This is a genomic window from Thermosynechococcus sp. PKX95 (genome assembly GCF_031583295.1).
In the GTDB taxonomy this organism is placed as follows: domain Bacteria; phylum Cyanobacteriota; class Cyanobacteriia; order Thermosynechococcales; family Thermosynechococcaceae; genus Thermosynechococcus.
Genome location: NZ_CP134171.1, coordinates 2,624,005 through 2,645,596 on the forward strand (window position 1 = coordinate 2,624,005; position 21,592 = coordinate 2,645,596).

21 protein-coding genes and 1 pseudogene are annotated in these 21,592 nt (G+C 54.3%); 10 read left to right on the plus strand and 12 right to left on the minus strand.

Going from position 1 to position 21,592, the window contains the following annotated elements; all coding sequences use genetic code 11:
• Positions 1-20: 20 nt before the first annotated feature.
• Together RHH81_RS12855 and RHH81_RS12860 are read right to left on the minus strand one after the other, a co-directional pair.
• Entirely contained in the window at positions 21-2,060 is a 2,040-nt protein-coding gene (locus RHH81_RS12855) for a putative PEP-binding protein (protein WP_310743153.1), read from the minus strand.
• Between the two features lie 50 nt (positions 2,061-2,110).
• On the minus strand, positions 2,111-4,342 hold the full coding sequence (locus RHH81_RS12860) for a bifunctional (p)ppGpp synthetase/guanosine-3',5'-bis(diphosphate) 3'-pyrophosphohydrolase (protein WP_310743154.1): 2,232 nt from the start codon (positions 4,340-4,342) through the stop codon (positions 2,111-2,113).
• A 194-nt stretch (positions 4,343-4,536) separates the two neighbouring features.
• Between RHH81_RS12860 and RHH81_RS12865 the strand changes: the two genes are divergently transcribed.
• Positions 4,537-5,265, plus strand: coding sequence for a hypothetical protein (locus tag RHH81_RS12865; RefSeq protein ID WP_310743155.1), 729 nt, complete (start codon positions 4,537-4,539; stop codon positions 5,263-5,265).
• On the opposite strand, the gene purE is transcribed toward RHH81_RS12865, so the two are convergent.
• Positions 5,240-5,761, minus strand: a complete 522-nt coding sequence (gene purE, locus RHH81_RS12870; RefSeq protein ID WP_206200512.1) for a 5-(carboxyamino)imidazole ribonucleotide mutase — start codon at positions 5,759-5,761, stop codon at positions 5,240-5,242. The two genes, RHH81_RS12865 and purE, sit on opposite strands and share 26 nt — an antisense overlap.
• A gap of 78 nt (positions 5,762-5,839) precedes the next feature.
• Between purE and queG the strand changes: the two genes are divergently transcribed.
• The 3 genes from queG to RHH81_RS12885 are packed head-to-tail and all read left to right on the plus strand — an operon-like array spanning position 5,840 to position 8,530.
• Positions 5,840-6,784, plus strand: a complete 945-nt coding sequence (gene queG, locus RHH81_RS12875) for a tRNA epoxyqueuosine(34) reductase QueG (RefSeq protein WP_310743156.1) — start codon at positions 5,840-5,842, stop codon at positions 6,782-6,784.
• 20 nt (positions 6,785-6,804) lie between these two features.
• Entirely contained in the window at positions 6,805-7,704 is a 900-nt protein-coding gene (locus RHH81_RS12880) for a vitamin K epoxide reductase family protein (RefSeq protein WP_225901597.1), read from the plus strand.
• A gap of 55 nt (positions 7,705-7,759) precedes the next feature.
• Positions 7,760-8,530, plus strand: a complete 771-nt coding sequence (locus tag RHH81_RS12885) for a response regulator transcription factor (RefSeq protein WP_310743157.1) — start codon at positions 7,760-7,762, stop codon at positions 8,528-8,530.
• On the opposite strand, the gene RHH81_RS12890 is transcribed toward RHH81_RS12885, so the two are convergent.
• The 3 genes from RHH81_RS12890 to RHH81_RS12900 are packed head-to-tail and all read right to left on the minus strand — an operon-like array spanning position 8,496 to position 9,912.
• On the minus strand, positions 8,496-8,705 hold the full coding sequence (locus RHH81_RS12890) for a hypothetical protein (protein ID WP_206200516.1): 210 nt from the start codon (positions 8,703-8,705) through the stop codon (positions 8,496-8,498). The genes RHH81_RS12885 and RHH81_RS12890 overlap by 35 nt on opposite strands.
• A 1-nt stretch (position 8,706) precedes the next feature.
• Positions 8,707-9,567, minus strand: a complete 861-nt coding sequence (locus tag RHH81_RS12895; protein ID WP_206200517.1) for a shikimate dehydrogenase — start codon at positions 9,565-9,567, stop codon at positions 8,707-8,709.
• A gap of 6 nt (positions 9,568-9,573) precedes the next feature.
• Positions 9,574-9,912 carry a P-II family nitrogen regulator gene (locus RHH81_RS12900; protein WP_206200518.1) on the minus strand — a complete coding sequence of 113 codons (339 nt, stop codon included), beginning with the start codon at positions 9,910-9,912 and terminating at the stop codon, positions 9,574-9,576.
• Between the two features lie 177 nt (positions 9,913-10,089).
• On the opposite strand from RHH81_RS12900, the gene rph reads away from it, so the two are divergent.
• The 4 genes from rph to RHH81_RS12920 all read left to right on the plus strand — a co-directional run bounded on the left by rph (position 10,090) and on the right by RHH81_RS12920 (position 14,367).
• On the plus strand, positions 10,090-10,818 hold the full coding sequence (gene rph, locus RHH81_RS12905) for a ribonuclease PH (protein ID WP_206200519.1): 729 nt from the start codon (positions 10,090-10,092) through the stop codon (positions 10,816-10,818).
• Entirely contained in the window at positions 10,811-11,422 is a 612-nt protein-coding gene (locus RHH81_RS12910; protein ID WP_206200520.1) for a hypothetical protein, read from the plus strand. Before rph ends, RHH81_RS12910 begins: the two co-directional genes overlap by 8 nt.
• 172 nt (positions 11,423-11,594) lie before the next feature.
• Positions 11,595-13,124 carry a YifB family Mg chelatase-like AAA ATPase gene (locus tag RHH81_RS12915; protein ID WP_310743158.1) on the plus strand — a complete coding sequence of 510 codons (1,530 nt, stop codon included), beginning with the start codon at positions 11,595-11,597 and terminating at the stop codon, positions 13,122-13,124.
• On the plus strand, positions 13,057-14,367 hold the full coding sequence (locus RHH81_RS12920; RefSeq protein WP_310743159.1) for an ABC transporter substrate-binding protein: 1,311 nt from the start codon (positions 13,057-13,059) through the stop codon (positions 14,365-14,367). The genes RHH81_RS12915 and RHH81_RS12920 overlap by 68 nt, the downstream gene beginning before the upstream one ends.
• Here the strand turns inward: RHH81_RS12920 and hpnH are convergent.
• A complete protein-coding gene (gene hpnH / locus RHH81_RS12925) occupies positions 14,364-15,374 on the minus strand; it encodes an adenosyl-hopene transferase HpnH (protein ID WP_206200523.1) in 1,011 nt (336 codons plus the stop codon). The genes RHH81_RS12920 and hpnH overlap by 4 nt on opposite strands.
• 532 nt (positions 15,375-15,906) lie before the next feature.
• Between hpnH and RHH81_RS12930 the strand changes: the two genes are divergently transcribed.
• Both RHH81_RS12930 and RHH81_RS12935 read left to right on the plus strand, forming a co-directional pair.
• Entirely contained in the window at positions 15,907-17,895 is a 1,989-nt protein-coding gene (locus RHH81_RS12930; RefSeq protein ID WP_310743160.1) for an Rne/Rng family ribonuclease, read from the plus strand.
• A 14-nt stretch (positions 17,896-17,909) separates the two neighbouring features.
• Positions 17,910-18,794 carry a glutaminase gene (locus RHH81_RS12935; RefSeq protein WP_310743161.1) on the plus strand — a complete coding sequence of 295 codons (885 nt, stop codon included), beginning with the start codon at positions 17,910-17,912 and terminating at the stop codon, positions 18,792-18,794.
• On the opposite strand, the gene RHH81_RS12940 is transcribed toward RHH81_RS12935, so the two are convergent.
• The 5 genes and pseudogenes from RHH81_RS12940 to rpmH all read right to left on the minus strand — a co-directional run bounded on the left by RHH81_RS12940 (position 18,741) and on the right by rpmH (position 21,413).
• Positions 18,741-19,277 (minus strand): R3H domain-containing nucleic acid-binding protein, encoded by a 537-nt coding sequence (locus RHH81_RS12940; RefSeq protein WP_310743162.1) that lies wholly within the window; start codon positions 19,275-19,277, stop codon positions 18,741-18,743. The genes RHH81_RS12935 and RHH81_RS12940 overlap by 54 nt on opposite strands.
• Before the next feature lie 8 nt (positions 19,278-19,285).
• A complete protein-coding gene (gene yidC / locus RHH81_RS12945; protein WP_310743163.1) occupies positions 19,286-20,491 on the minus strand; it encodes a membrane protein insertase YidC in 1,206 nt (401 codons plus the stop codon).
• Positions 20,492-20,538: 47 nt separating this feature from the next.
• Positions 20,539-20,934: a PH domain-containing protein gene (locus tag RHH81_RS12950; protein ID WP_310743554.1), complete on the minus strand. Its 396-nt coding sequence runs from the start codon at positions 20,932-20,934 to the stop codon at positions 20,539-20,541.
• Positions 20,935-21,006: 72 nt separating this feature from the next.
• Positions 21,007-21,276, minus strand: a pseudogene (gene rnpA, locus RHH81_RS12955) (ribonuclease P protein component); the annotation flags it as partial.
• A complete protein-coding gene (gene rpmH / locus RHH81_RS12960) occupies positions 21,276-21,413 on the minus strand; it encodes a 50S ribosomal protein L34 (RefSeq protein WP_099799755.1) in 138 nt (45 codons plus the stop codon). The gene rpmH and the pseudogene rnpA, both read right to left, overlap by 1 nt.
• Between the last annotated feature and the right edge of the window lie 179 nt (positions 21,414-21,592).

Here is a 21,592-nt window from a genome sequence, read left to right on the forward strand (position 1 = left end):
AAGCACCACTTTATTCACGATTAAAACTGATCCAACACTTGGGTGACAACCTCAGGACTCACAGAAATGCCGTCAATCCCCAAATCAATTAACCACGGCAGCCAATGGGGATAGCGAGTGGGGGCTTCGCCACACAGATGGCATCCTAGGTGATGGGCTTTGGCCTGTTGAATCAATTGGGCGATCGCCCCCCTAACGGCAGGATGGTCTTCATTTAATTCCGGTAGTGTTGTTTCGCGATCAATGCCCAACAGCAGTTGCGTCAGATCATTGGTACCAATCGTAATGCCAGCAACGCCAAGGTTGGCCAGATCAGACAGTAAAAATAAAATGGCCGGCACCTCCGCCATTACCCACAGTTCCACACCCGCCTTGGCTGTCAGACCATGCTGGGCAAGAGCCTTTTGACAATAGACCACCTCACTGACACTGCGGACAAAGGGAAGGATAATACGCAGCGGGCAGGTTTCTAAGCGGTGGGCGATCGCCAGCGCTGACAGTTCCAAATGAAACAGCTCTGGACAATGGCGATAGCGACTCACTCCCCGCAGCCCCCAATCCGTTGCCGGTTCAAACTGATGTCCCCCCAAGAGTTGGCGATAGTCGGCTGGCCGTAAATCCAATGTGCGATAAAAGAGGGGACGGGGGGCGATCGCCCGCATAAATTCACAGAGGTGCTGCACCCAGCGATCGCGCAACTGCTCAGCATCCCCCTGCTCCAACCAATGACAGGGATGGCGATGATCCAAAAAGGCCAACAACATCAACTCTGAGCGCAATAGACCAATGCCATCACAGGGGAGCGATCGCAATAACCGCAGGGCACTGACTTGACTGACATTTACCATGACCGGCAACGGCAACCGCTTGACCGTTGGGAGTGAGGGCGTTTGCGGCGAGGGGGTCGCCACCACGGGCAATGGCTCTGGGGGCAGTTGATAGATAGACCCCCGATGACCATCGAGAAACAGCGTCATTCCTGAACTAATCTGCTGAGTCGCATTTACCACACCGACCACCGCTGGCCGTCCCAATTCCCGCGCCAGAATGGCACCATGACTGGTTAAGCCCCCCTGCTCACAAATCACACCAACCGCAGCACTCACGAGGGGCAACCAGTGGGGTGGAATACTTTTGCTCACCAAGATCTGCCCAGCAACAGCCGTAGGAGCACAGGGGTCTGTAACCACAAGGGCAGGGGCGATCGCCTGCCCCGGCGCAGCGGGTAGCCCTTCAGCTATGAGGGTGCGCTCCACGGTCTGCGGCAAGGGCGCCAGCGGCAGAGGTTCTGCTAAACACTGTCCCCACCAAACCTGTGTCTGACTGCGATGCCAAACCCAGAGATGGAACGCCGACCCGCGACAGGCCTGCTGCAAGTATTGTTCCTCTGCGGGCGTCAGCTCAATTCCCCTTGGGGGCAAAGGAATGCCGTGATGGGGGAGCGTCACACCGCTGGCGATCGCCGGCAACCTTGGATCACTCCCTGTCCACCAGCCTGAGGCAACAATGGTACTCAAGGGGTAAAGCAAAATCGCCACTTTGAGGTGACAAAAATCCCATCCCTGCTGCCAATAGGTATAGAGATTCTTGGCTTGGACAAGGGCAGCAAAGGCCGCTTCGATCGCCTGATGACCCAGGGGTAGACTGGGATGATGTAACACGGTTCCACGGCCTAGCCCCCAAGGTAAGTCCACCGCTTCCTGCCAAAGATAGGTGGTGAGAACAAGATGACGTTCTCCCCCCTGTTGTTGCCAAAAGTGATGACAAGCAGCAAAAATTGTTTCTAACTCCCCCACATCCAAAGGGGTTAATTCATGGGTCATCCTCAGTGCCAGTGCCTTGAAATCCGCCGCATTGGGGGGCACCTCTTGCCAGCGATCGCAGGCCGCGTGCCACAGGGGAATGACGCCAGAGCGTAACTGTTGCCAGACATTGGTGGAAGTCAGCCAGACAGGATGAGGCGGTGGCAAGATTTTTTGCGCCTCTTGCAGGGCAACCAATGTTGGGGAAAGGGCTTCCGCTGGGTACTGTTGTAGGGGTTCCAGAAGGAGTGATGTCACAAATGCGTTTCCTTAATCGTCCTTGGGGGTCTGGGAGCGGACGATCCGACCTAGGGAGAACTCACTTCCGTTTGCTGACGGCGACGAATGTTGAGGACATCAGTGATTTTTCTAATTTGCGCCAAGAGATGATCCAACTGCTTTGCATTCACAATATCAATACACAAATCAATAATCGCCGTGCGTCCCGGATCCGTGTGGACATTGGCTCGTCGCACATTAATTTGATTATCAGTTAAACGGGTCAAAATATCCTTAAGAATACCAACGCGATCAATCACCTCAATTTGCACATCCACAGGGTAGGTTTGGGGACGGCGTTGATTGACTTTTGTGTTCCAACTCACGGGAATCAGGCGATCGCTCGACACCGACTCTAGGTTGCTACAGCCCTGACGATGAATTGAAATACCCCGACTCCCCAGCGTCACCACGCCAATAATCGGTTCATCGGGCACAGGACAACAGCAGCCAGCAATGTGATAAACCAAGCCCTCCACCCCAAGAATCGGGGAATCACTGGGTTTCGTGGCGGCGGGTACACGGTTAACAGGGGCAGATTCTGAAGGCAGTTCCGGTGGGGTTGTCTCTGGACGCGCTAGGGTAATTGCCCGCAGCCGATTCACCACCAGATTCAACGTAATTTCGCCATAGCCCACGGCGGCCACTAAATCATCGACACTTTGGTAGTTGCTGCGCTCTGCCACCTGTTGCATCTGCGGTGACTTCAGAAGGGCTTCTAGACCCGCTTTGCCCAGTTCCTTCTCCAGTAATTCCCGTCCCCGCTGCAGGTTTTCATCGCGGCGCGATCGCTTGTACCACTGCCGAATACGATTGCGTGCCGTTGTGGTTTTAACAAAGTTCAACCAGTCCAAACTGGGGTGGGCAGTTTTCTGGGTGATGATCTCAACTATGTCGCCATTGCGCAGTGGTGTATCCAAGGGCACCATCCGACCATTCACCCGTGCCCCAGCACAGTGATTCCCGACATCGGTGTGAATATGGTAGGCAAAGTCGAGGGGCGTCGCCCCCTGTTGCAGGGCAAGGACATCCCCTTGGGGCGTAAAGACGTAGACCTCCTTATCAAAGAGATCATCGCGAATGCTATCGAGATATTCTTGGGCATCCTTGAGGTCATTTTGCCAATCCAGCAGTTGCCGTAGCCAAGTGAATTTTTGATCGCGAGCACTCCACTGTTGCGGCAAGGAATGACCTGTTTCTTTATACTTCCAGTGAGCAGCAATCCCATACTCAGAGACATGGTGCATCGCCAATGTGCGAATTTGCACCTCCAAGGGGCGCCCCCCAAGACCAATAACCACCGTGTGCAGCGATTGATACTGGTTGGGTTTGGGCAAGCTGATGTAGTCCTTGAACCGCCCTGGCACGGAAAGGAAACAGTCATGGACGACGGCAAGGGCACGATAGCACTCATCTTTTGTGGCCACCAGAATGCGAATGCCCGCCACATCATAGATTTCATGGAATTCTTTTTGCTGCCGCATCATTTTTTGATAGATGCTATAGAGGTGTTTGGGACGGCCACTAATTTCTAAGTATCCAAAGCCCATTCCCGATAAGCGGTCATAGAGAATTTGAATCGCCTGCTGCAGTTGTGCCTCGCGATTAGCGCGTTTTTCCGCCACCAGTTCCTGAATGCGGCGGTAGGCTTCTGGCTCTAAATACTTAAAGGCTAAATCCTCTAGCTCCCACTTGATCCGCCAAATCCCCAAGCGATTGGCCAAGGGGGCAAAGACATCACGGGTTTCTTGGGCAATGGCACGGCGGCGATCTTCCGGTAGATACTCTAGGGTGCGCATATTGTGCAGGCGATCGGCCAGCTTGACAACGATGACCCGAATATCTTGCGCCATCGCCAAAAACATGCGTCGGAAACTTTCCGCTTGCCGCTCCGTCTTACTGGAGAAGTTAAACTTCGAGAGCTTAGTGACCCCCTCCACCAGTCGCCGCACCTCGGCACCAAAATTGGCTTCTAGCTCCTCTGCCGTAACAGCGGTATCCTCAATCACATCGTGGAGAAACCCCGCCGCCAAAAGAGCAGGCCCCCCGCCTAAATCTCGCAGAATACTTGCCACTGCCACAGGATGGGCAATGTAGGGTTCCCCAGACGCCCGCCGCTGTCCTTGGTGTAGGTCGTAGGCAAATTGAAACGCTCGACAGACCAAATCATCCCCATTCTCAGGCTCTGGATTTCGCAGGCACGTCGCTAACCAATCGGGTAATTCAATATCAGTCGGCAAGCTAGGTGCAAAAGCGTTCATAGCAGCAGGCGATCGGGAGAGCAGCACAGTGGATTCGAGTACGTATATTTTAGTTCAATTTCATGCCTATCGCGCGAATCCTGATCGTAAAGACGTTCCTAAACCCTCTCAAGTTTTACAGCTAGGGATTGTTCAATTTTGATCTCCTTTAACATAAAAATTAAGGACTTTAATCAGCAAGGGGGAAGCGTATCGTGGGGGTCTCACTCACACCAATGACACGGCACTACATTCTGCGTTTACTCAATCAAGGAAGCGATATTTTTGCCCTCGCCGGTCAAAGTTTAGAGAAAGCAGCGGGCGATCGCGAAGCGTGCCCTGTGGGCAATCGCGAGAACGATATTCTAAATCGCCTAGAATCCCTTGCCCCCTCAGAATTAGCAGCTGTAGAGATGATTGTGCGCCTCCACCGCTCCCTCAGCAACGAGGGGAATGAGGAGCCTCACCGACAGATGCAATTCAAAAGCCTTGAGGAAAAACTATGGCGGATTTTGGGTATGGACTGCCCCTCTGAGAGTCCTCAAGCTGCGCCTAGGGAGCCAGTCATCCCTGTCAAAGAGCAGCCGTCTTTAACGGTGGCTCAAGCCCTCGATCACTTGAACCGCGTCAGTGAATTAGCCCAAAAATACCTTGGCAAAGTCATCGTCGCGAATTACTGGCGAGCCTGCCGCCCTTCTAGTAGTTGGTTTGCTGATTTTGTTGTTACCGATGATGGCTACATCACCTACCACGGGTCGTTAGGAACTGGGAAGACTCTTGTGAACCCAACTCAACAGCAGCAGTTGGAAACATGGTTAGTGAGTTTTGTGGATCAATGTCGCCGTATTCTCCCCCTCTTTCGACAGGATCTGCAAAAGGCAAGACTCTCGGGTTCGTCCCTAGAACCTGAATCAGAGATTACTGCTGTTGCAGATAAGCGCTAGCCCCTAGGGTTTGCAGTTTTTGATTCTTGGCGGTCACCGTCGCGGCCAACTCTTGACGATAGGCCATCACTTGCTCCAGCAGCTTTGGATCATGACTGGCCAATAGTTGGACGGCCAATAGGCCTGCATTTTGGGCATTGCCAATGGCAACCGTCGCCACGGGAATCCCAGCCGGCATCTGCACAATGGAGTAGAGGGAGTCCAGCCCCTGTAAGTGTCGGCTCGGTACGGGTACGCCAATCACGGGTAGGGGAGTTAAGGCAGCAATCATGCCGGGCAAGTGGGCAGCGCCACCGGCACCCGCAATAATGACTTTCAGACCCCGCTGATGGGCATTTTGGGCAAACTCGACCATGGCAAGAGGCGTGCGGTGAGCCGAGAGAATCGCCACTTCATGGGGAATGCCAAAGCGTTCACAGATGGCGATCGCCCCCTGCAGGGTCGGCAAATCCGAATCACTGCCCATGACAATGGCAACCAGCGGCATCTCTGACATTCCTCTTTCCTACTCCCTCAGCAAACGGTGCAACCTCATCCTACAGCCCTTTTCACAGGAGCGAGATATTATTTCTCTATGATTACTGCTGCTGCGATTAAGCAATTTGCCCATCAGTTGGGGTTCCATCGGGTGGGGATTGTGGATTTGCGCGCCTATACCCATGACCATCCTTCTGGGGTGGCTGCCCTACAACGCTGGTTAGCCCAAGGCTTCCAAGGGGAGATGGCGTGGATGGCCAACCCGCGGCGACAGGAGATTCAAGCCGTCCTGACGGGAGCGCGATCGGTGATTTCCGTTGCCCTCAATTACTATCAGCCTGATCCAGAGCCACCCCCTAAGGTGAAAATTGCCCGCTATGCGTGGGGGCGGGATTACCATCGGGTTTTGGGAAAACGCTTGCAAGCCCTAGGGCAATGGCTGCAGGCTCAGGTACCTGAAATGGACTACCGTTGGTATGTGGATACAGGCCCGGTACAGGACAAAGTGTGGGCGGAGCAGGCGGGAATTGGCTGGATTGGCAAGCACAGTAATGTGATTTCGCGGCAGTATGGCTCGTGGATTTTCTTGGGAGAGTTAATCACCACGTTGGAGTTGACGGGCGATCGCCCCCACACTAATCACTGCGGCACCTGTACCCGTTGCTTGGCCGCCTGTCCCACCGGCGCCATTGTTGAACCCTATGTGGTGGATGCCAACCGCTGCATTGCCTACCACACGATCGAAAGCCGTGCCCCGGAAATTCCCCCCGCCATTGCTGCTCATTTAGAAGGCTGGGTTGCCGGCTGTGACATTTGCCAGGAAGTGTGTCCTTGGAATCAACGCTTTGCTCAACCCACGGATGTGGCCGACTTTGCCCCGCGATCGCCCCTCTTGAAGACTTCTCCAGAGGAACTCGCCACCCTCAGCGATGCAGCATGGGATGAACTCACCCGTGGTTCTGCCCTACGGCGAATTAAACCCGCCCAATGGCGCCGCAATGCCCAAGCGGTGCTGTCTGCCAATCGGTATGATGAAAAATGATTCAATGCGGAGGCTCACCTATGGTTCGACGACGCTCCACCCCTTGGATTCATCGTTGGTCACGGTGGTTGATTGGCGGGGTTGCCCTCGCTGGCATGGTGGTGACCGCCTACCTGACGATCGCCAAGCTGACCAATCAAGAGGTCACTTGTCCCACCGATGGCTGTGACATTGTCCTCAATAGTCCTTGGGCAACCGTGTTTGGTATTCCCCTCTCCCTCATTGGCTTTGTCGCCTACACGGGGATGCTGTCGTTGGCGGCCCTGCCCCTGTTGTTGAACCAGCCGCAGCAAAAAGAACTCCGCCGCAATGCTGAAAACACCACTTGGCTTTTGCTCTTTCTGGGGGCAACGGCCATGGCCAGCTTCAGCAGTTACCTCATGTATATCTTGGTTACAGAGATTAAGGCCACTTGTCCCTATTGCATTGCCTCAGCCGTCTTTAGCTTTACATTTTTAATCTTGACGATTATTGGTCGTGAATGGAGCGATCGCGGCCAACTCTTTTTCAATGGCGTGATTACTGCTGTGATTACGCTGGTGGCCGTCTTTGGCATCTATAATGCCCGCATGGCCAACCCTGAGGGTCCTGGCATCCCCATCGTCAATACCTCAGGTGCGGCGGAAATGGCCCTTGCTCGCCATCTCACCCAAGTGGGAGCGGTTATGTATGGTGCCTATTGGTGTAGCCACTGCCACGATCAAAAGGAACTCTTTGGTAAGCAGGCAGTACGGGAACTCAACTATGTTGAATGTGACCCCAATGGTGCCAATCCCCAAGTGGAACGCTGCCGTGCCAAGGGAATTCAGGGCTATCCCACATGGGAAATCAACGATCAGCTTTACTCCGGCACGCGATCGCTCAGTGAACTCAGTCGGCTGAGTCAATACACAGGCCCGATGAACTTCAAGAACCAATAGGGGCAAGGAACCGCAGTGATAGAATGAAGCCAACCGGGCACTACGCAGGTTTTTTATGCTTTCTATTGATACAGCCGCCGAACCCGCCAAGGCTCCTTTTGCCACACCACCTGCCCTTGCCAACATCTTAGTGGTTGAAGATGAAGACCTGATTCGGGAAACCCTTGTCCTTGCTTTGCAGGAGGAAGGCTACCATACCCTTGTGGCCAGTGATGGTTATGAGGCTCTCAATCTCATTAATACCTATCTCTTGATGGATCCTAATCCTGAAAAGGCAGAGGTGCATTTGATCATCCTAGATGTCATGCTGCCGGGCATCAATGGATTAGACCTATGCCGCTTAATTCGCCGTGAAGGCTGTACAGTTCCCATTCTCATGATCAGTGCCAAAGGCAGTGAAATTGATCGAGTGGTTGGCCTTGAAATTGGTGCCGATGACTACTTGGCCAAGCCCTTTGGCATGCGGGAGATGCTGGCGCGCTGTCGTGCCCTATTGCGGCGGACGCAAATTCAACAGGCTACAGTGCCAACGGTGCTGCGCTTTCGCGATCTCTGCCTCTATTCCCAAGAATGCCGCGTAACCCTGCGGGGCAAGGAGATCAATCTCTCCCCCAAAGAATATAAACTGCTTGAACTGTTTATGCGTCACCCTCGCCGCGTTTGGCCACGGGAGCAGTTACTCGATCAAGTGTGGGGGCATGACTTTATTGGCGATAGCAAAACGGTTGATGTCCACATCCGCTGGCTGCGGGAGAAAATTGAAACCGATCCCAGTCATCCCCAATACATTCTTACGGTGCGCGGTTTTGGTTATCGTTTTGGTTGAGACTCAGTAAAACAATCCCCATCAAAGCTGCCGGTAAAAGGAGCAGTAAAGTAATTAGCCCCAAATTTGGCGGCAAGGGATAGAGGGGGGCAATAAATTTAATGCCTAGGGCCATGAAGAGCGACACCAGCAAAACCGCCGATAACCACCTTAGTTCTGACAGCCAAGGTGTCATGTTATTTCTCCATCCCTAGGGCACTTTCAAGGGCAGTGGCCATGATGGCAGTGGGGGCGGGTTGGCCAATCCAGTACTCCAAGGCTGCGGCTCCCTGATGGAGAAGCATGGCAAGGCCGTCGAAGGTTTGCAGTCCCCGTGCCATCGCTAATTGCAAAAGAAGGGTGGGGCGAGGTTTGTAGATGAGGTCATAGACAATGGCGGTGGTGGGCAATCGTGCCAAGTCCTCGGCTGTGAGGGGGGTGGTGCCAGTATGGGGACTCATGCCAATGGGGGTGGTATTGACCACAAGGCTGACTTTCTCCAAACAACTGACCCGCTCTGACCATAAAAGGGGATGGAGCGTGATCTGTGGCCAACTGGCAACAAAGGCCTCTAGCCGTTCCCCTTGGCGACCACTGATATAGATCTGCCGACAGCCCAAGTCATAACAGGCAGTGACCACGGCTCGCGCGGCACCCCCATAGCCCAAGACTAAAACAGCAATCTCCGACCACGGGTAGGACTGTTGCCGCAGTGGTGCCAAGAAGCCATGCACATCGGTATTGGTACCCACCCATCCCTTTTCACTGCGATAGACGGTGTTGACTGCCCCCACCTGCTGTGCGAGGTCGCTGACATCCGCCAAATAGGGAAGGATGGTTTCTTTGTGGGGAAGGGTGACATTAAAGCCAACGACATTCAGGGCATCGAGGCCAGCGATCGCCACCCCCAACTGCTGCGGCTTCACCCAAAAGGGCACATAGACATAGTCCAGACCCAAATGCTCCAACGCGGCATTGTGCATTGCCGGTGAGAGGGTGTGGGCAATCGGGTCGCCAATCACCCCCAGAAGCTGGGTGTGGCCAGAGATCTTCGGCATCCGCTCCTAAACCGCCTCGTGATCTTTTTCGCTGGTGCGGATGCGAATGACCTGCTCAACGGGCGTCACAAAAATTTTGCCGTCGCCAATTTCCCCCGTGCGGGCAGCCTCAATAATTTTCGCCACGACCATATCCACTTGACTGTCTTCAACGACAATCTCAATTTTTAACTTTTGTAAAAATTCTACTGTGTATTCGGAGCCGCGGTAGCGCTCGGTTTGCCCCTTTTGCCGCCCAAAGCCGCGTACTTCGGAGACGGTCATGCCGACAATGCCCGCATTGACAAGGGCGATCTTGACTTCATCCAGTTTGAAGGGACGAATAATGGCTTCTACCTTTTTCAATGTCAAACTCCTTCTTTATGGCAACGGGCTAATCTTTATTTAGCATTGGCAAAAGAGTATAGCGTGTAGCAATAACTACATTATCTCCAATCCTCGGGCGATCGCCCAATGGCAAGGTCTCGCGCTGGCTCCAGAAAATAAGCTCTAATAGGGAAGGTAATTGAGAGGGAGTCAAGCATGGGGTGGCAGCGACCCGATGGCCGTCAACCACAGGAATTGCGATCGCACCAGTTTCAGCGGCATTTCACCCAATTTGCCTTAGGTTCAGTGCTCGCCCAAGCGGGGCAAACTCAAGTGTTGTGCACTGTTAGTCTCAAGGAAGGCGTACCCAAGTTTTTAGAAGGCACAGGCCAAGGCTGGCTCACCGCAGAGTACCGCATGCTACCCAGTGCAACGCGGCCACGGCAAGAGCGAGAATTTCTCAAACTCTCTGGGCGCACCCAAGAAATTCAACGCCTGATTGGTCGTAGCTTACGCTCTGCTTTGGACTTATCCTTACTGGGGGAGCGCACGCTCATTGTGGATGCGGATGTGCTCCAAGCCGATGCCGGCACGCGATCGCTGGCGATTACAGGGGGCTACATTGCCCTTGTGGATGCCCTGAGTACCTTACTTCAGGAAGGGGTACTTAGCGAATCTCCCCTATGTCATCAGGTGGCGGCAGTCTCTGTGGGGCTGATTGATGGCGACCCCTATTTGGATTTGAGCTACGCTGAGGATGTGGCAGCCAGTGTCGATTTCAATGTCGTGATGACGGCCAATGGTCAGTTCATTGAGGTTCAAGGTACAGCAGAGATCGGTTCCTTTGATCGGCCAACCCTCGATCGCCTTCTCGATGTCGCCAGCCAAGGGATTCAAGAACTCATTGAGATTCAACAGCAGGTCCTAGCGGCAAGCCATGAGTGAGCAGGCCATTTACCTCGGACACATCGTCAAGTCCAACTCCCACTGCGATTATGTGGCGCAACTGGTGGATCGCTTGGATGTGCCCCACCCCCCCGCCCCAGAAGACTATGGCTTTGGTCGCTTTGTCAAGCTCGAGGATGAGCAGCGCCACTGGGCAGTCGGGGTCATTTACAACTCTCAACTGTTGAATCCCCAGTTCCATCAGATCAGCCCGCGCCTCACCACCAATGCCGACACCTTTCTCAGTCCCGATTTGGTCAGTGAAACCCGTACACTGCTGTGGATTGCCCTCATTGGTCATTTGGTGACTACTGAGGATCGCCTCTATGGCCAGCAGGGGATGCCCACCCTTGTGGTGCCTGTGAATACGCCCGTGTGGCAATTGACCACTGCTGAGGTGTTGGCCTTTCATCGCAGTGCCCAAGGTCAAGCCCAGTTTCGCTACTATGCCCATTTGTTACGCTCAACGGGGAACTATGCCGCACCCTTGTTGGGGCAAATTCTGGAAACCATTACGCCACTGTTCAGTGGAACTGAACGGCGATCGCTCGAAATTATCAACAAAGAGTTGGCTTGGCGGCATACCTTAGGCACTTTGCGCTAAGACTGGACACAGAAATTGGGGTTTTGCAAATAAACTTCATGAAAAATCCTATGCAATGGTGACAAATTAGCGATACATCTGCTAAGGTCATTAAGTGTGTGAGGAGCGAACCAGTTAAGGGCACCGAGACGAAACACGGCCAGTCGTCGGTGCTCTTTCTGATGAGTAGGCTATGCTGGCACGGGTTTGGAGTGCTGCCGTTCTAGGAATTGACGCGATTCCCGTCGGCGTCGAAGTAGATGTTTCTAGCGGCTTGCCGGGGATTGTGGTGGTCGGTCTGCCCGATGCGGGTGTGCAAGAGGCACGGGAGCGCGTTAAGGCGGCGATTCGCAATGCCGGTTTTAGCTTCCCGATGCGGCGAATTGTTGTTAATCTCACCCCCGCCGATTTACGCAAAGAAGGCCCTAGCTTTGATCTCCCGATTAGCATTGGCATCCTAGCCGCTTCAGGACAGGTTGCAACGGATTTACTCGGCGATCATCTCTTTCTCGGCGAAGTGTCCCTCGATGGCACCTTGCAACCCGTGGCAGGGGTACTGGCGATCGCCATTGCGGCGCAAGCCCAAGGCATGACCGGTCTCGTGGTGCCCATGGCCAATGTCACTGAAGCAGCGGTGGTGCAGGGGCTAAAGGTCTATGGTTGCCACACCCTCGCCGAAGTCGCAGCCTTTTTGAATGACCCCAACTCGCGATCGCCAGCAGCCAATTCCCTAAGTTTGCATGCTCCACCCTCTGCCCGCTCTGGTCTTGACCTTAAGGACGTGAAGGGGCAGTATCAAGCGCGGCGTGCCCTCGAAATTGCGGCTGCGGGTGGGCACAATCTCATCTTTGTCGGGCCACCGGGCAGTGGCAAAACAATGTTGGCACGGCGGTTACCCACCATCTTGCCGCCCTTGACCTTTGAGGAAGCCCTTGAAGTCACCAAAATTCACTCCGTGGCTGGACTGCTCAAAGAACGCGGCCAATTGCTCCAAGAACCCCCTTTTCGGAGTCCGCACCATTCTGCCTCTGGCCCTGCCCTTGTGGGCGGTGGCAGTTATCCGCGTCCGGGGGAAATCTCCCTTGCCCATCGGGGGGTGCTCTTTCTTGATGAATTAACGGAATTCAAGCGGGATGTGTTGGAGTTTTTGCGGCAGCCCCTTGAAGATGGCCAAGTCACCATTGCCCGCACCCGCCAATCCGTGGTGTTCCCGGCGCAATTTACCCTCGTGGCCAGCACCAATCCCTGCCCCTGTGGCTACTATGGCGATCCAGTGCAACCCTGTACCTGCTCGCCGCGCCAGCGAGAACAGTATTGGGCAAAGCTCTCTGGCCCCCTGCTGGATCGCATTGATCTGCAAGTGAGTGTCAGCCGCCTCAAGCCCGAGGAAATGACCCGCCAAACCCTAGGGGAAGATTCAGCCACGGTACGGCAGCGGGTCTTGGCGGCACGCCAACGCGCCCAACAGCGATTTGCTCAAGAACCCACTCTCCACTGCAACGCCCAAATGCAAAGTCGCCATCTGCGCCAGTGGTGTCGTTTGGATGAGCCTTCCACCAAGCTCCTAGAAAGGGCGATCGCCCAACTGGGTCTCTCGGCACGCGCCACAGACCGTATCCTAAAAGTAGCCCGTACCATTGCTGATCTGGCCGACTGTGAAACGATTGCCGCTGCTCACGTGGCCGAAGCGATTCAATACCGCATGCTCGATCGCCTGCAATAGACGCGGCTGGTTTGCGCTGCTGCTGGGTTGCTTAGCTCTACTGCTCATCGGCTGTACAACGGCAACCCAATCTACGAAGCCCATTGAACTCGTGTTTTGGCATGGGGTCAACCCACCCCCCAACCGCGTGATCCTCCAGCGTCTTGTGGATCGCTTCAACGCCCGCCATCCCCAGATTCATGTCCAAGCTCTCTACGTTAGCCAACCCGACCAGCAGTTACCGAAAATTCTGGCCGCAGTGGTGGGCAATGCCGCCCCAGATCTGCTCTGGTATAACCCCACGATCACGGGGCAGTTTGTTGATCTGGGTGCCCTGCGTCCCCTTGATGACTGGTGGCAAGCTTCCCCCTACCGCGATCAAGTTAGTCCTGCTCTGATACCAACAATGCGCTACGGCAACCATTACTGGTCTATTCCCTTTGCCACCAACAACCTTGGAATTTTTTATCGTCCCAGTTTATTGGCTGCCGCTGGCGTGAAAACACTGCCCAGCACATGGCAGGAATTAGAGCAGGTCAGCCAAACCCTAAAGGCACAGGGCATCACCCCACTACTCCTTGCCCTTGGCCAAGGGGAATTTGCCGTCTTTACTTGGTTGCCCTTCTTTTGGAGTGCGGGTGGCAGTCTCGGAGACACACCAGAAAGCGCCCACATTGACACACCCCCCGCGATCGCGGCTCTTGAGTTTTGGCAACGCCTGCGACAAGAAGGCTTAGCGACACTCTCTGCTCCGGAACGTGGTTATGAACTGGATCAATTGATTCGTGGCGAGGTGGCGATGCAAATTACAGGGCCTTGGACGTTGGCGCAACTCCAACAGTCGGGGGTGGATTTTGGCGTTCTACCCATGCCCGCCCTCAAAACCGCCGCAACCGCACTGGGGGGCGAAAATCTCTTTGTCTTTCGCTCAACACCGCAACGGGAAGAGGCTGCTCTAGCCTTTTTGGACTACGTTCTCAGTGAAGAATTTCAGACGGAGTGGGCTTTGGGCACAGGGTATTTGCCCGTGAATGAACGGGTGCGTACCAACGATCGCTATCAGGCCTTTGTGGCACAGCAACCTGCGCTTCGTGTTTTTCTAGATCAGATGGCCGCTGCTCAGGCACGTCCCAACTTCCGTGGTTATACCCGCTTTTCCCAAACCCTTGGACGAGCGATCGAAAGCGTTCTCCTTGGCAAATCAACCCCGAAAACCGCAGTGGAAACCGCAGAGCAACGTTGGCAACTGATGCGCCCGCGTTAAAAGAGACTACCCGCCGCCTTGACCATATTGGCTGGGTTAAAGGCATCCATGGCAGCGGTGGCCTCATAACCACAGTGCACCATGCAGTCACGGCACTTGGGATTGCCACTTTTGTGGCCATACTTCTCCCAATCGGTATTTTCAATCAGTTCCTTCCAAGTTTTGTAATGCCCCTCATTGAGGAGATAGCAGGGTTTTTGCCAACCCAAGACGCTATAGCTGGGCATGCCCCAAGGGGTACACTCATAGTCCTTTTCACCGACCAAGAAATCAAGGAAGAGGGGATTGTGGTTAAAGTTCCATTTCTTCTGACCCGCGCGGTAAGGGGCGAGAATTTCGCGGAAGAGGGCACGGGTTTGCTCCCGTTTGAGGAAGTGCTCCTGATCCGGTGCCCACTCATAGGCATAGCCCGGCGAGATCATCATGCCATCCACCCCTAGGGAACTGACAAAGTCAAAGAACTCCTGCATTTCCTTAGGATCCACCCCTTCAAAAATTGTCGTATTGGTGGTGACACGGAAGCCCTTGGCTTTAGCCGCTTTAATCGCTTTCACCGCAATATCAAAGACCCCTTTGCGATCCACGCATTTGTCGTGCCACTCCCGCAGACCATCGAGGTGAACGCTGAAGCTAAAGTAGGGGGAGGGCTTGAATTTGTGGAGATTTTCCTCTAGAAGAATACCGTTGGTGCACAGATAAACAAACTTCCGCCGTGCCACCAAGCCACTGACAATTTCATCAATTTGCGGGTGCAGCAGGGGTTCCCCACCGGGAATGGCAACAATCGGTGCACCACATTCTTCAACGGCGCGGAAGCATTCCTCTGGGGTGAGATATTTGCGCAGGACTTCAAGGGGATGCTGAATTTTACCGCAGCCCGAACAGGCGAGATTACAGCGAAAGAGAGGCTCAAGCATCAAGGTGAGGGGAAAGCGCTTTTTGCCCTGTAGGCGTTGTGAGATGATATAGGTCGCGACTTCCACTGCCTGCTTGATGTGGACTCCCATGGGCAATTCTCCTCAATGTGGCTAATTTTCTAGCCAAGACGCTTAATAGATGTTTATAGTTGTAGCAGCTTTGTGGGCGATCGCCAAAGTGTCCTATCAGGTTTGCAAAGTGGCACACTATGCTCGTGCTCAAAAGGCTAGCGGCAGCGACAGTGAAAATTTTTGCAAAATCCCCTAGCCAATCTTGACAGAGATACCTATAATCAGAGAGCATTAGAGGTACTGTAGAAAAATCCCTTTTGCTTAACCTCCATAGCCTAAGAGACCAAAGGTTAAGCATAGACTTTCATCAAGGCTGGCATGGGGTGACATCTTTTCCTTCTGCAAGTCGTGCAGAGCTTTTTAGGTATCACCAGAGTTGCGTTCCGCGTTCCAATGCCAACCCACCTCTACAGGAACCCTTTTCCCAACCATCTTAAAGCCAAACTTGCACGCGTCCCTTACAGGGGCAAGAGTGGCTCAACACTGTGCTAGATGCCTTTAGCCCATTCATGCTGACGTTTATTTTGTTAAGAAATTCTAAGGATAATGAATGCCTAAGCAAATTATTATTGCCGAGGAACATCGGCTAGCGGCGGTCTTTGCCGAAGATCAAATTCAAGAATTAATCGTGGCCACGGGCACCCATCAGGTGGGGGACATCTACCTTGGGGTGGTTGAAAATGTCCTACCGGGCATTGATGCTGCCTTTGTCAACTTGGGGGATGCCTCCCGTAATGGCTTTATCCATGTCACTGACCTTGGCCCATTGCGCCTGAAGCGAACGGCTGGGGCAATCACGGAATTGCTCGCACCGCAGCAAAAAGTGCTGGTTCAGGTCATGAAGGAACCCACGGGCACCAAGGGGCCACGGCTGACCGGAAATATTTCGTTGCCTGGGCGCTATCTCGTGCTGATGCCCTATGGTCGGGGGGTGAATCTATCGCGACGGATTACCAATGAGGCGGAACGGCATCGGCTACGTGCCCTGGGCATTTTGGTCAAACCCGCTGGCATGGGGCTACTGGTGCGTACAGAGGCTGAGGGTGTCTCTGAAGAGGCCATACTTGAGGATCTGGAACTCCTGCAACGGCAGTGGGAAACGATCCAACAGCAGGCGGCCTCCAGCCGTCCTCCCCAGCTTCTGGGGCGCGATGATGACTTTATCCAAAAAGTGTTGCGGGATGTCTATAGCAGTGATGTCAACCGCATTGTGGTGGATACTCCGGATGGGGTCAAACGGGTCAAACAGCACCTGAAAAACTGGAATGTCAATAAGCCGGTGGGGGTTCTCATTGACTATCACCAAGAACCCATTCCCATTTTGGATTACTTTCGGGTGAATGCTGCCATCCGTGAAGCCCTGAAACCCCGTGTGGATTTGCCCTCCGGTGGCTATATCATCATTCAACCAACAGAGGCACTGACGGTCATTGATGTGAACTCTGGTTCATTCACTAGTTCAGCCACCTCGCGGGAAACAGTGCTGTGGACAAACTGCGAAGCGGCTACGGAGATTGCTCGCCAACTGCGACTGCGCAATATTGCTGGCGTGATCATTGTGGATTTTATTGACATGGATTCCCGCCGCGACCAGTTGCAACTACTGGAGCACTTTAGTAAAGCCCTGCGTGCTGATAAAGCTCGCCCCCAAATTGCTCAACTCTCAGAACTGGGGCTAGTGGAACTGACCCGCAAACGTCAAGGGCAAAATATCTATGAACTTTTTGGCCGTCCCTGTAGTGCCTGCGGTGGTCTGGGTCACTTGGTGCATTTACCCGGTGAACCGGAGGATAGCCCCGGCGAAATTGTCGAGCGATCGCCCATGCCGCGTCCACCGGAGCCACGCCGCAGTTTAGAATCCCGCACTGAACCCAATGGCTTTGCCAGTAGCAGTCTAGAGACCCAACTCATTAACCACCCTGACTATCAAGCGGTAGGGGGTATTCGCCCGCGTGCTTCCCGCAGTAGTCATCCACCAACCCCCCGCAGTCCTCGCCGTGCCTCTGAAAATGGCAATGGCCGCAAGGTGATTACCACGCCTACAGAAACGGCGCCGCCGCCAGTGGTCAAAGTGGAGAGCCGTCCGCCGCGCCCTGCCCGTCCTAGCCGCTCTGAACCAGCGGAAGTGATTACCGTAACAATGACGGATCAAGAGCAGGCGGTCTATGCGGAAATGGGAATTTCACCCCTTGTGTTGCACTCTGAGGAGGTGAAGAATCCGCGGGGAACGATTGTGATGGTGGCACGCCCCGGCCAAGACCCCCTACCCCTGCCCCAGAAAACTGCACGACCCGTTAGTGAGGGAATGCCTGAGGATATCCCAGAGACTGCTGATGAGCCGCCCGCCCCTGTGGTTAGCACGATTAATGTCGAGCCGATTCCAGCCACTGCGCTGCTCAATACCAGTGAGCCAGAAGTCACGACCGAGTCTGAATCCGGCGGGGAAGCATCCACCCCAGAGGCCTCCGTGCCCGCAGGTCGGCGGCGGCGGCGACGGGTCACCACTAGCGAGCAGCTCTCCCTCGATGCCAATACTTAGGCTCAGCAATAGCAATGTTGGGGGATCTAGACCCTGCCCTCATCCAAGAGTGGCTCAAGGCTGCATCGGCAGAACTTCCTCAGGGGGAACCCCTTCAACGGCTACCGCGGGTGGGGTCTGAAGCCTTTGCCTTTGCCCTTGTTACCCCAAAGCACCAGTTTACCCTTGGGCGTTCCAATTTGCGCTTTCCCTTAATGAGCGCAATTAAGCCCTTCTTGCTGCTGTATGCCTTGACGCTGTGGCAGGAGCAGGTGTGGACGTGGGTGGGACAGCGCCCCTCAGATTACCCCTATAACTCTGTGTTGCAGTTAACCCTTGATCAGGGGTGGCCGCGCAATCCCATGATTAATAGTGGAGCGATCGCCCTTGCTAGCCAATTGGCTCATGTTGGCGGTGTTGCGGTCTTTCAGACTTGGCTCAATGAGTGTGCGGGTACGCAGTTGCAGGTGGATCAGGAGGTGTTAGCAGCCGTTTATCGCCATCCCAACTGGCAAAATCGCACCCTTGCCCAGTGTTTAGTGGAGTCTGGACGCATTGCCGATGCCGGAGTTGCCCTTGAGATCTACAATCAGGTGTGCTGTTTCCAAGGAACGATTGAGGAAGTGGCGCGCTTGGGTCTCCTGTTGGCACTGCCCCATGACAAGGTGAGCGATCGCCATCGTCAGCAGGTGAATGTGCTCATGCTCACCTGTGGCCTCTACGAGGACTCCCCCCGCTATGCCCTAGAAATTGGCTTGCCCGTGAAATCGGGTGTGAGTGGTGTGATTTTGGCCATTGTGCCGCGACAGGGGGCGATCGCCTGCTACAGTCCACCCCTCGATCGCAGTGGCAACTCGATTTTGGGTCTATACCTGCTCCAGCGCATCAGCCGCCACCTCGGCCTCAGTCCCTTGGGCTAACTGCACCACCAAGCGGCGATCTGGTTCCTCTCCATAACTAAAGGTTTCAAGGCGATCGCTCTCTACCTTGATGAGACTGTGAACGACACGCCGCTCTGCTGCGGATAGGGAGCGAATTTCAACGGGTTTACCGGTGTCGAGGACTTGGGCAGCCACCTGATGGGCAATCTCCTGCAACTGGCGATAACGGGCGCGGCGATAGCCCGCCAATTCCAAGGTAAAAGCCGTTTGCTCCTCCCGCGATCGCCCCAAATTCAACGTGGCATTGAGCAGATATTGCAACGCATCGAGAGCTTGGGCATTGTTGGCCAGCAGGGATTCAATTTGCGCAGCACTCAGGGACTGGCGATCGATCTCTAGCCAGTACCCAGGCACCACACTTGCTAAAGGGGACTCCACCACAGAAACGGTTGTCTTAAAGCCTGCTAGAGCAAGCGCCTGTTCCAGCCACGCACACCCCGCAGCAATTGGATCAGCGGTCATGCCTCCCCTCAACTTGATGGATGACGCTTGGCTTTAGTGGCCTTGGCACTTTTAACCCCCTTGCCCTCAAAGGGAAGAGCAGCCCGATTTTTAATCGCTTCAGCCCGTTCCTGCTCCTCCACGAGTTTTTGCAGGTTCTCTGGCAACGGCTCCTGTTGGAGAATAAAGGTTTGCACCGTCTGGAAGATGTTGGCGATTAGCATATAGAGTAGCACCCCTGCCGGCAGTGGGAAAAAGAGGAACATCCCAGAGAAGATAATCGGCGTCAATTGATTTACAGTTTGCTGCTGCGGGTTATTGCTGCTGCCTTGGCCAGAGAGCAACTGGTTGACGTAGAGACTGACACCAAAGCCAAGGATCATGATCAGGATATCCCAGTGGATCGCGCCCCAATTAAACTGGCGTGTGCCATCGGGCAGCGTGATGAAGAGTTCCCCTTGATCAATGGCACCCACATGGCCAAGGGCAGAGATAAAGAGGAAACCTTTATCCGCCGCAATCCCCGGAATCGTTCCCTGAACCGTTACATCACCGGGTTGCAGGGCTTGCAGATGCCCCTCACTGTCAATGGTTGCCCGCTCTTGACCGCGAATAATTTGCCACTTGGGTTGCAGGTGACTATTGGGATAGGCGGCGGCCAGTTCACTAAAGGGTTTCCCCTCCTTGGTTTGGAATTGGAGATCCACCGTTTGACCCACTGGAATCTTGGTACCGCTGGGAACCACCGCCTGAATGGGGAAGTGGATGCCCTCATCAACGTAGATATTTTGCGGCTTAGTGGCAAAGGGCTGGGCTAAGACAGTTTGATCAGGGGGAACAATTTGCAGGTTGAGCTGGTAATTCACATCAGCAAAGGGTGATCCGCGGAGCGTGGCAAAGAGAGCAAAGAGAATCGGCAACTGCAACAGCAGGGGGAAACACCCCGCCAAGGGATTACCAAACTCCTTGTACACCTCTGCCATTGCCTTTTGCTGTTCGGCAGGATTATCCTTGTATTTCTGTTGGATTTCCTGCATCCGTTTTTGCATGATCGGCTGCACCACTTTCATGCGCCGCATATTGCGAATAGATCCCGCACTGAGGGGATAGACGGCAAAGCGCACCACCAGTGTCAAAGCCACAATCGCAAGGCCATAGCTGGGCACAATCCCATAGAAAAAATCAAGGATTGGCAGCATGATATTGTTGGAGAGGAAACCGATACCAAAATCCATGGAATCCTGCAATTAGGGGTGAACAGTTAACAGAACTATCTTAGGTCTTAAGAACCAATCGCGCCACTGACACTTTTAGCAGCGGGACTCAATTTGGCAGCAATGTAGTCGTAAATTTCACGGAAGCGGGGGACAGCGCGCATTTCTAAGCGGCTACCATCTTTGAGGGTGACGACCATATCACCGTAGGCGCCCCAGCCGCGAGGAACGGTGACGACTTTGGTGATTTCGCTATAAATGACATCGGAGCGATCGCGCCCCATCCAGCCACCTATCACCGTAATCCGCCGATTGGTAATGCGGTAGCGCAGCCAGAGGGCACGGACAATGGCACCAACGGTAAGGGGCAGACAAATCACCGTTAGCCCCAACAGTAAGTTGATCACCAAGTCGCCCCAATGGGGACCGCCTTCGTAGAAAACGTCTTCGGAAATTCCTGGCATCGTCAGTACCCCTGCTTTGGCTATTAACTGCGTCAATTCAGCGCGACAGTCCTCGTCACTCACTTGCAGTGCCGCCTGACGCACTACCACAATCATATCCCACCCTGCGGCTATCTGCGGTAAGAGTGGGCGGATCACCCGTCGCCATTGCCGTTTCAAACGGTTGCGATCGACGGCTCGCTTACTCACCCTTTTGCTGACCACAATGCCCAGCCGGGGTGCTGCCTTGACGGCTTGGGGCGCCAGCCAAAGAACGGCCAGTTTGCCGTGGTGGGCGGTTTTGTGTTGATAGACGCGGTCAAAATCATGGCGATCGCGCAGGCGATGTTGACGAGGGAGCACTAGACTGCAAGCCGTGCCCGTCCTTTACGCCGCCGTGCCTTAATGACGTTCTGACCCGATTTGGTGCGCATGCGCGCGCGGAACCCAGAGGTGCGTTTACGTTTGCGGACAGTACCGCCCAGTGTACGTTGCGTCATGGCTGTTGCAGTTATGATGGTTAATCAGAAAAAACACTGCCCCAAGGGGCACGCCCTAGTCAGTCGTTAGAGCGATCTACAATCGTATCACTTCCCGTGAGGCAGCGGTAGCCCTGCAAGGCTATTGCCGTCTTGGTCGTGTTGCCTATCATTGCTCACATCCTACGGACGAGGTTTGC

What these genes read in the sequence shown, in the direction of transcription:
- RHH81_RS12860 (WP_310743154.1), bottom strand. Translation starts at nt 4,342, where the DNA reads ATGAACGCTTTTGCACCTAGCTTGCCGACTGATATTGAATTACCCGAT.
- purE (WP_206200512.1), bottom strand. Translation starts at nt 5,761, where the DNA reads ATGTCAGAGATGCCGCTGGTTGCCATTGTCATGGGCAGTGATTCGGAT.
- queG (WP_310743156.1), top strand. Translation starts at nt 5,840, where the DNA reads ATGATTACTGCTGCTGCGATTAAGCAATTTGCCCATCAGTTGGGGTTC.
- RHH81_RS12880 (WP_225901597.1), top strand. Translation starts at nt 6,805, where the DNA reads ATGGTTCGACGACGCTCCACCCCTTGGATTCATCGTTGGTCACGGTGG.
- RHH81_RS12885 (WP_310743157.1), top strand. Translation starts at nt 7,760, where the DNA reads ATGCTTTCTATTGATACAGCCGCCGAACCCGCCAAGGCTCCTTTTGCC.
- RHH81_RS12890 (WP_206200516.1), bottom strand. Translation starts at nt 8,705, where the DNA reads ATGACACCTTGGCTGTCAGAACTAAGGTGGTTATCGGCGGTTTTGCTG.
- RHH81_RS12895 (WP_206200517.1), bottom strand. Translation starts at nt 9,567, where the DNA reads ATGCCGAAGATCTCTGGCCACACCCAGCTTCTGGGGGTGATTGGCGAC.
- rph (WP_206200519.1), top strand. Translation starts at nt 10,090, where the DNA reads ATGGGGTGGCAGCGACCCGATGGCCGTCAACCACAGGAATTGCGATCG.
- RHH81_RS12910 (WP_206200520.1), top strand. Translation starts at nt 10,811, where the DNA reads ATGAGTGAGCAGGCCATTTACCTCGGACACATCGTCAAGTCCAACTCC.
- RHH81_RS12915 (WP_310743158.1), top strand. Translation starts at nt 11,595, where the DNA reads ATGCTGGCACGGGTTTGGAGTGCTGCCGTTCTAGGAATTGACGCGATT.
- hpnH (WP_206200523.1), bottom strand. Translation starts at nt 15,374, where the DNA reads ATGGGAGTCCACATCAAGCAGGCAGTGGAAGTCGCGACCTATATCATC.
- RHH81_RS12930 (WP_310743160.1), top strand. Translation starts at nt 15,907, where the DNA reads ATGCCTAAGCAAATTATTATTGCCGAGGAACATCGGCTAGCGGCGGTC.
- RHH81_RS12935 (WP_310743161.1), top strand. Translation starts at nt 17,910, where the DNA reads ATGTTGGGGGATCTAGACCCTGCCCTCATCCAAGAGTGGCTCAAGGCT.
- RHH81_RS12940 (WP_310743162.1), bottom strand. Translation starts at nt 19,277, where the DNA reads ATGACCGCTGATCCAATTGCTGCGGGGTGTGCGTGGCTGGAACAGGCG.
- yidC (WP_310743163.1), bottom strand. Translation starts at nt 20,491, where the DNA reads ATGGATTTTGGTATCGGTTTCCTCTCCAACAATATCATGCTGCCAATC.
- RHH81_RS12950 (WP_310743554.1), bottom strand. Translation starts at nt 20,934, where the DNA reads ATGCCAGGAATTTCCGAAGACGTTTTCTACGAAGGCGGTCCCCATTGG.
- rpmH (WP_099799755.1), bottom strand. Translation starts at nt 21,413, where the DNA reads ATGACGCAACGTACACTGGGCGGTACTGTCCGCAAACGTAAACGCACC.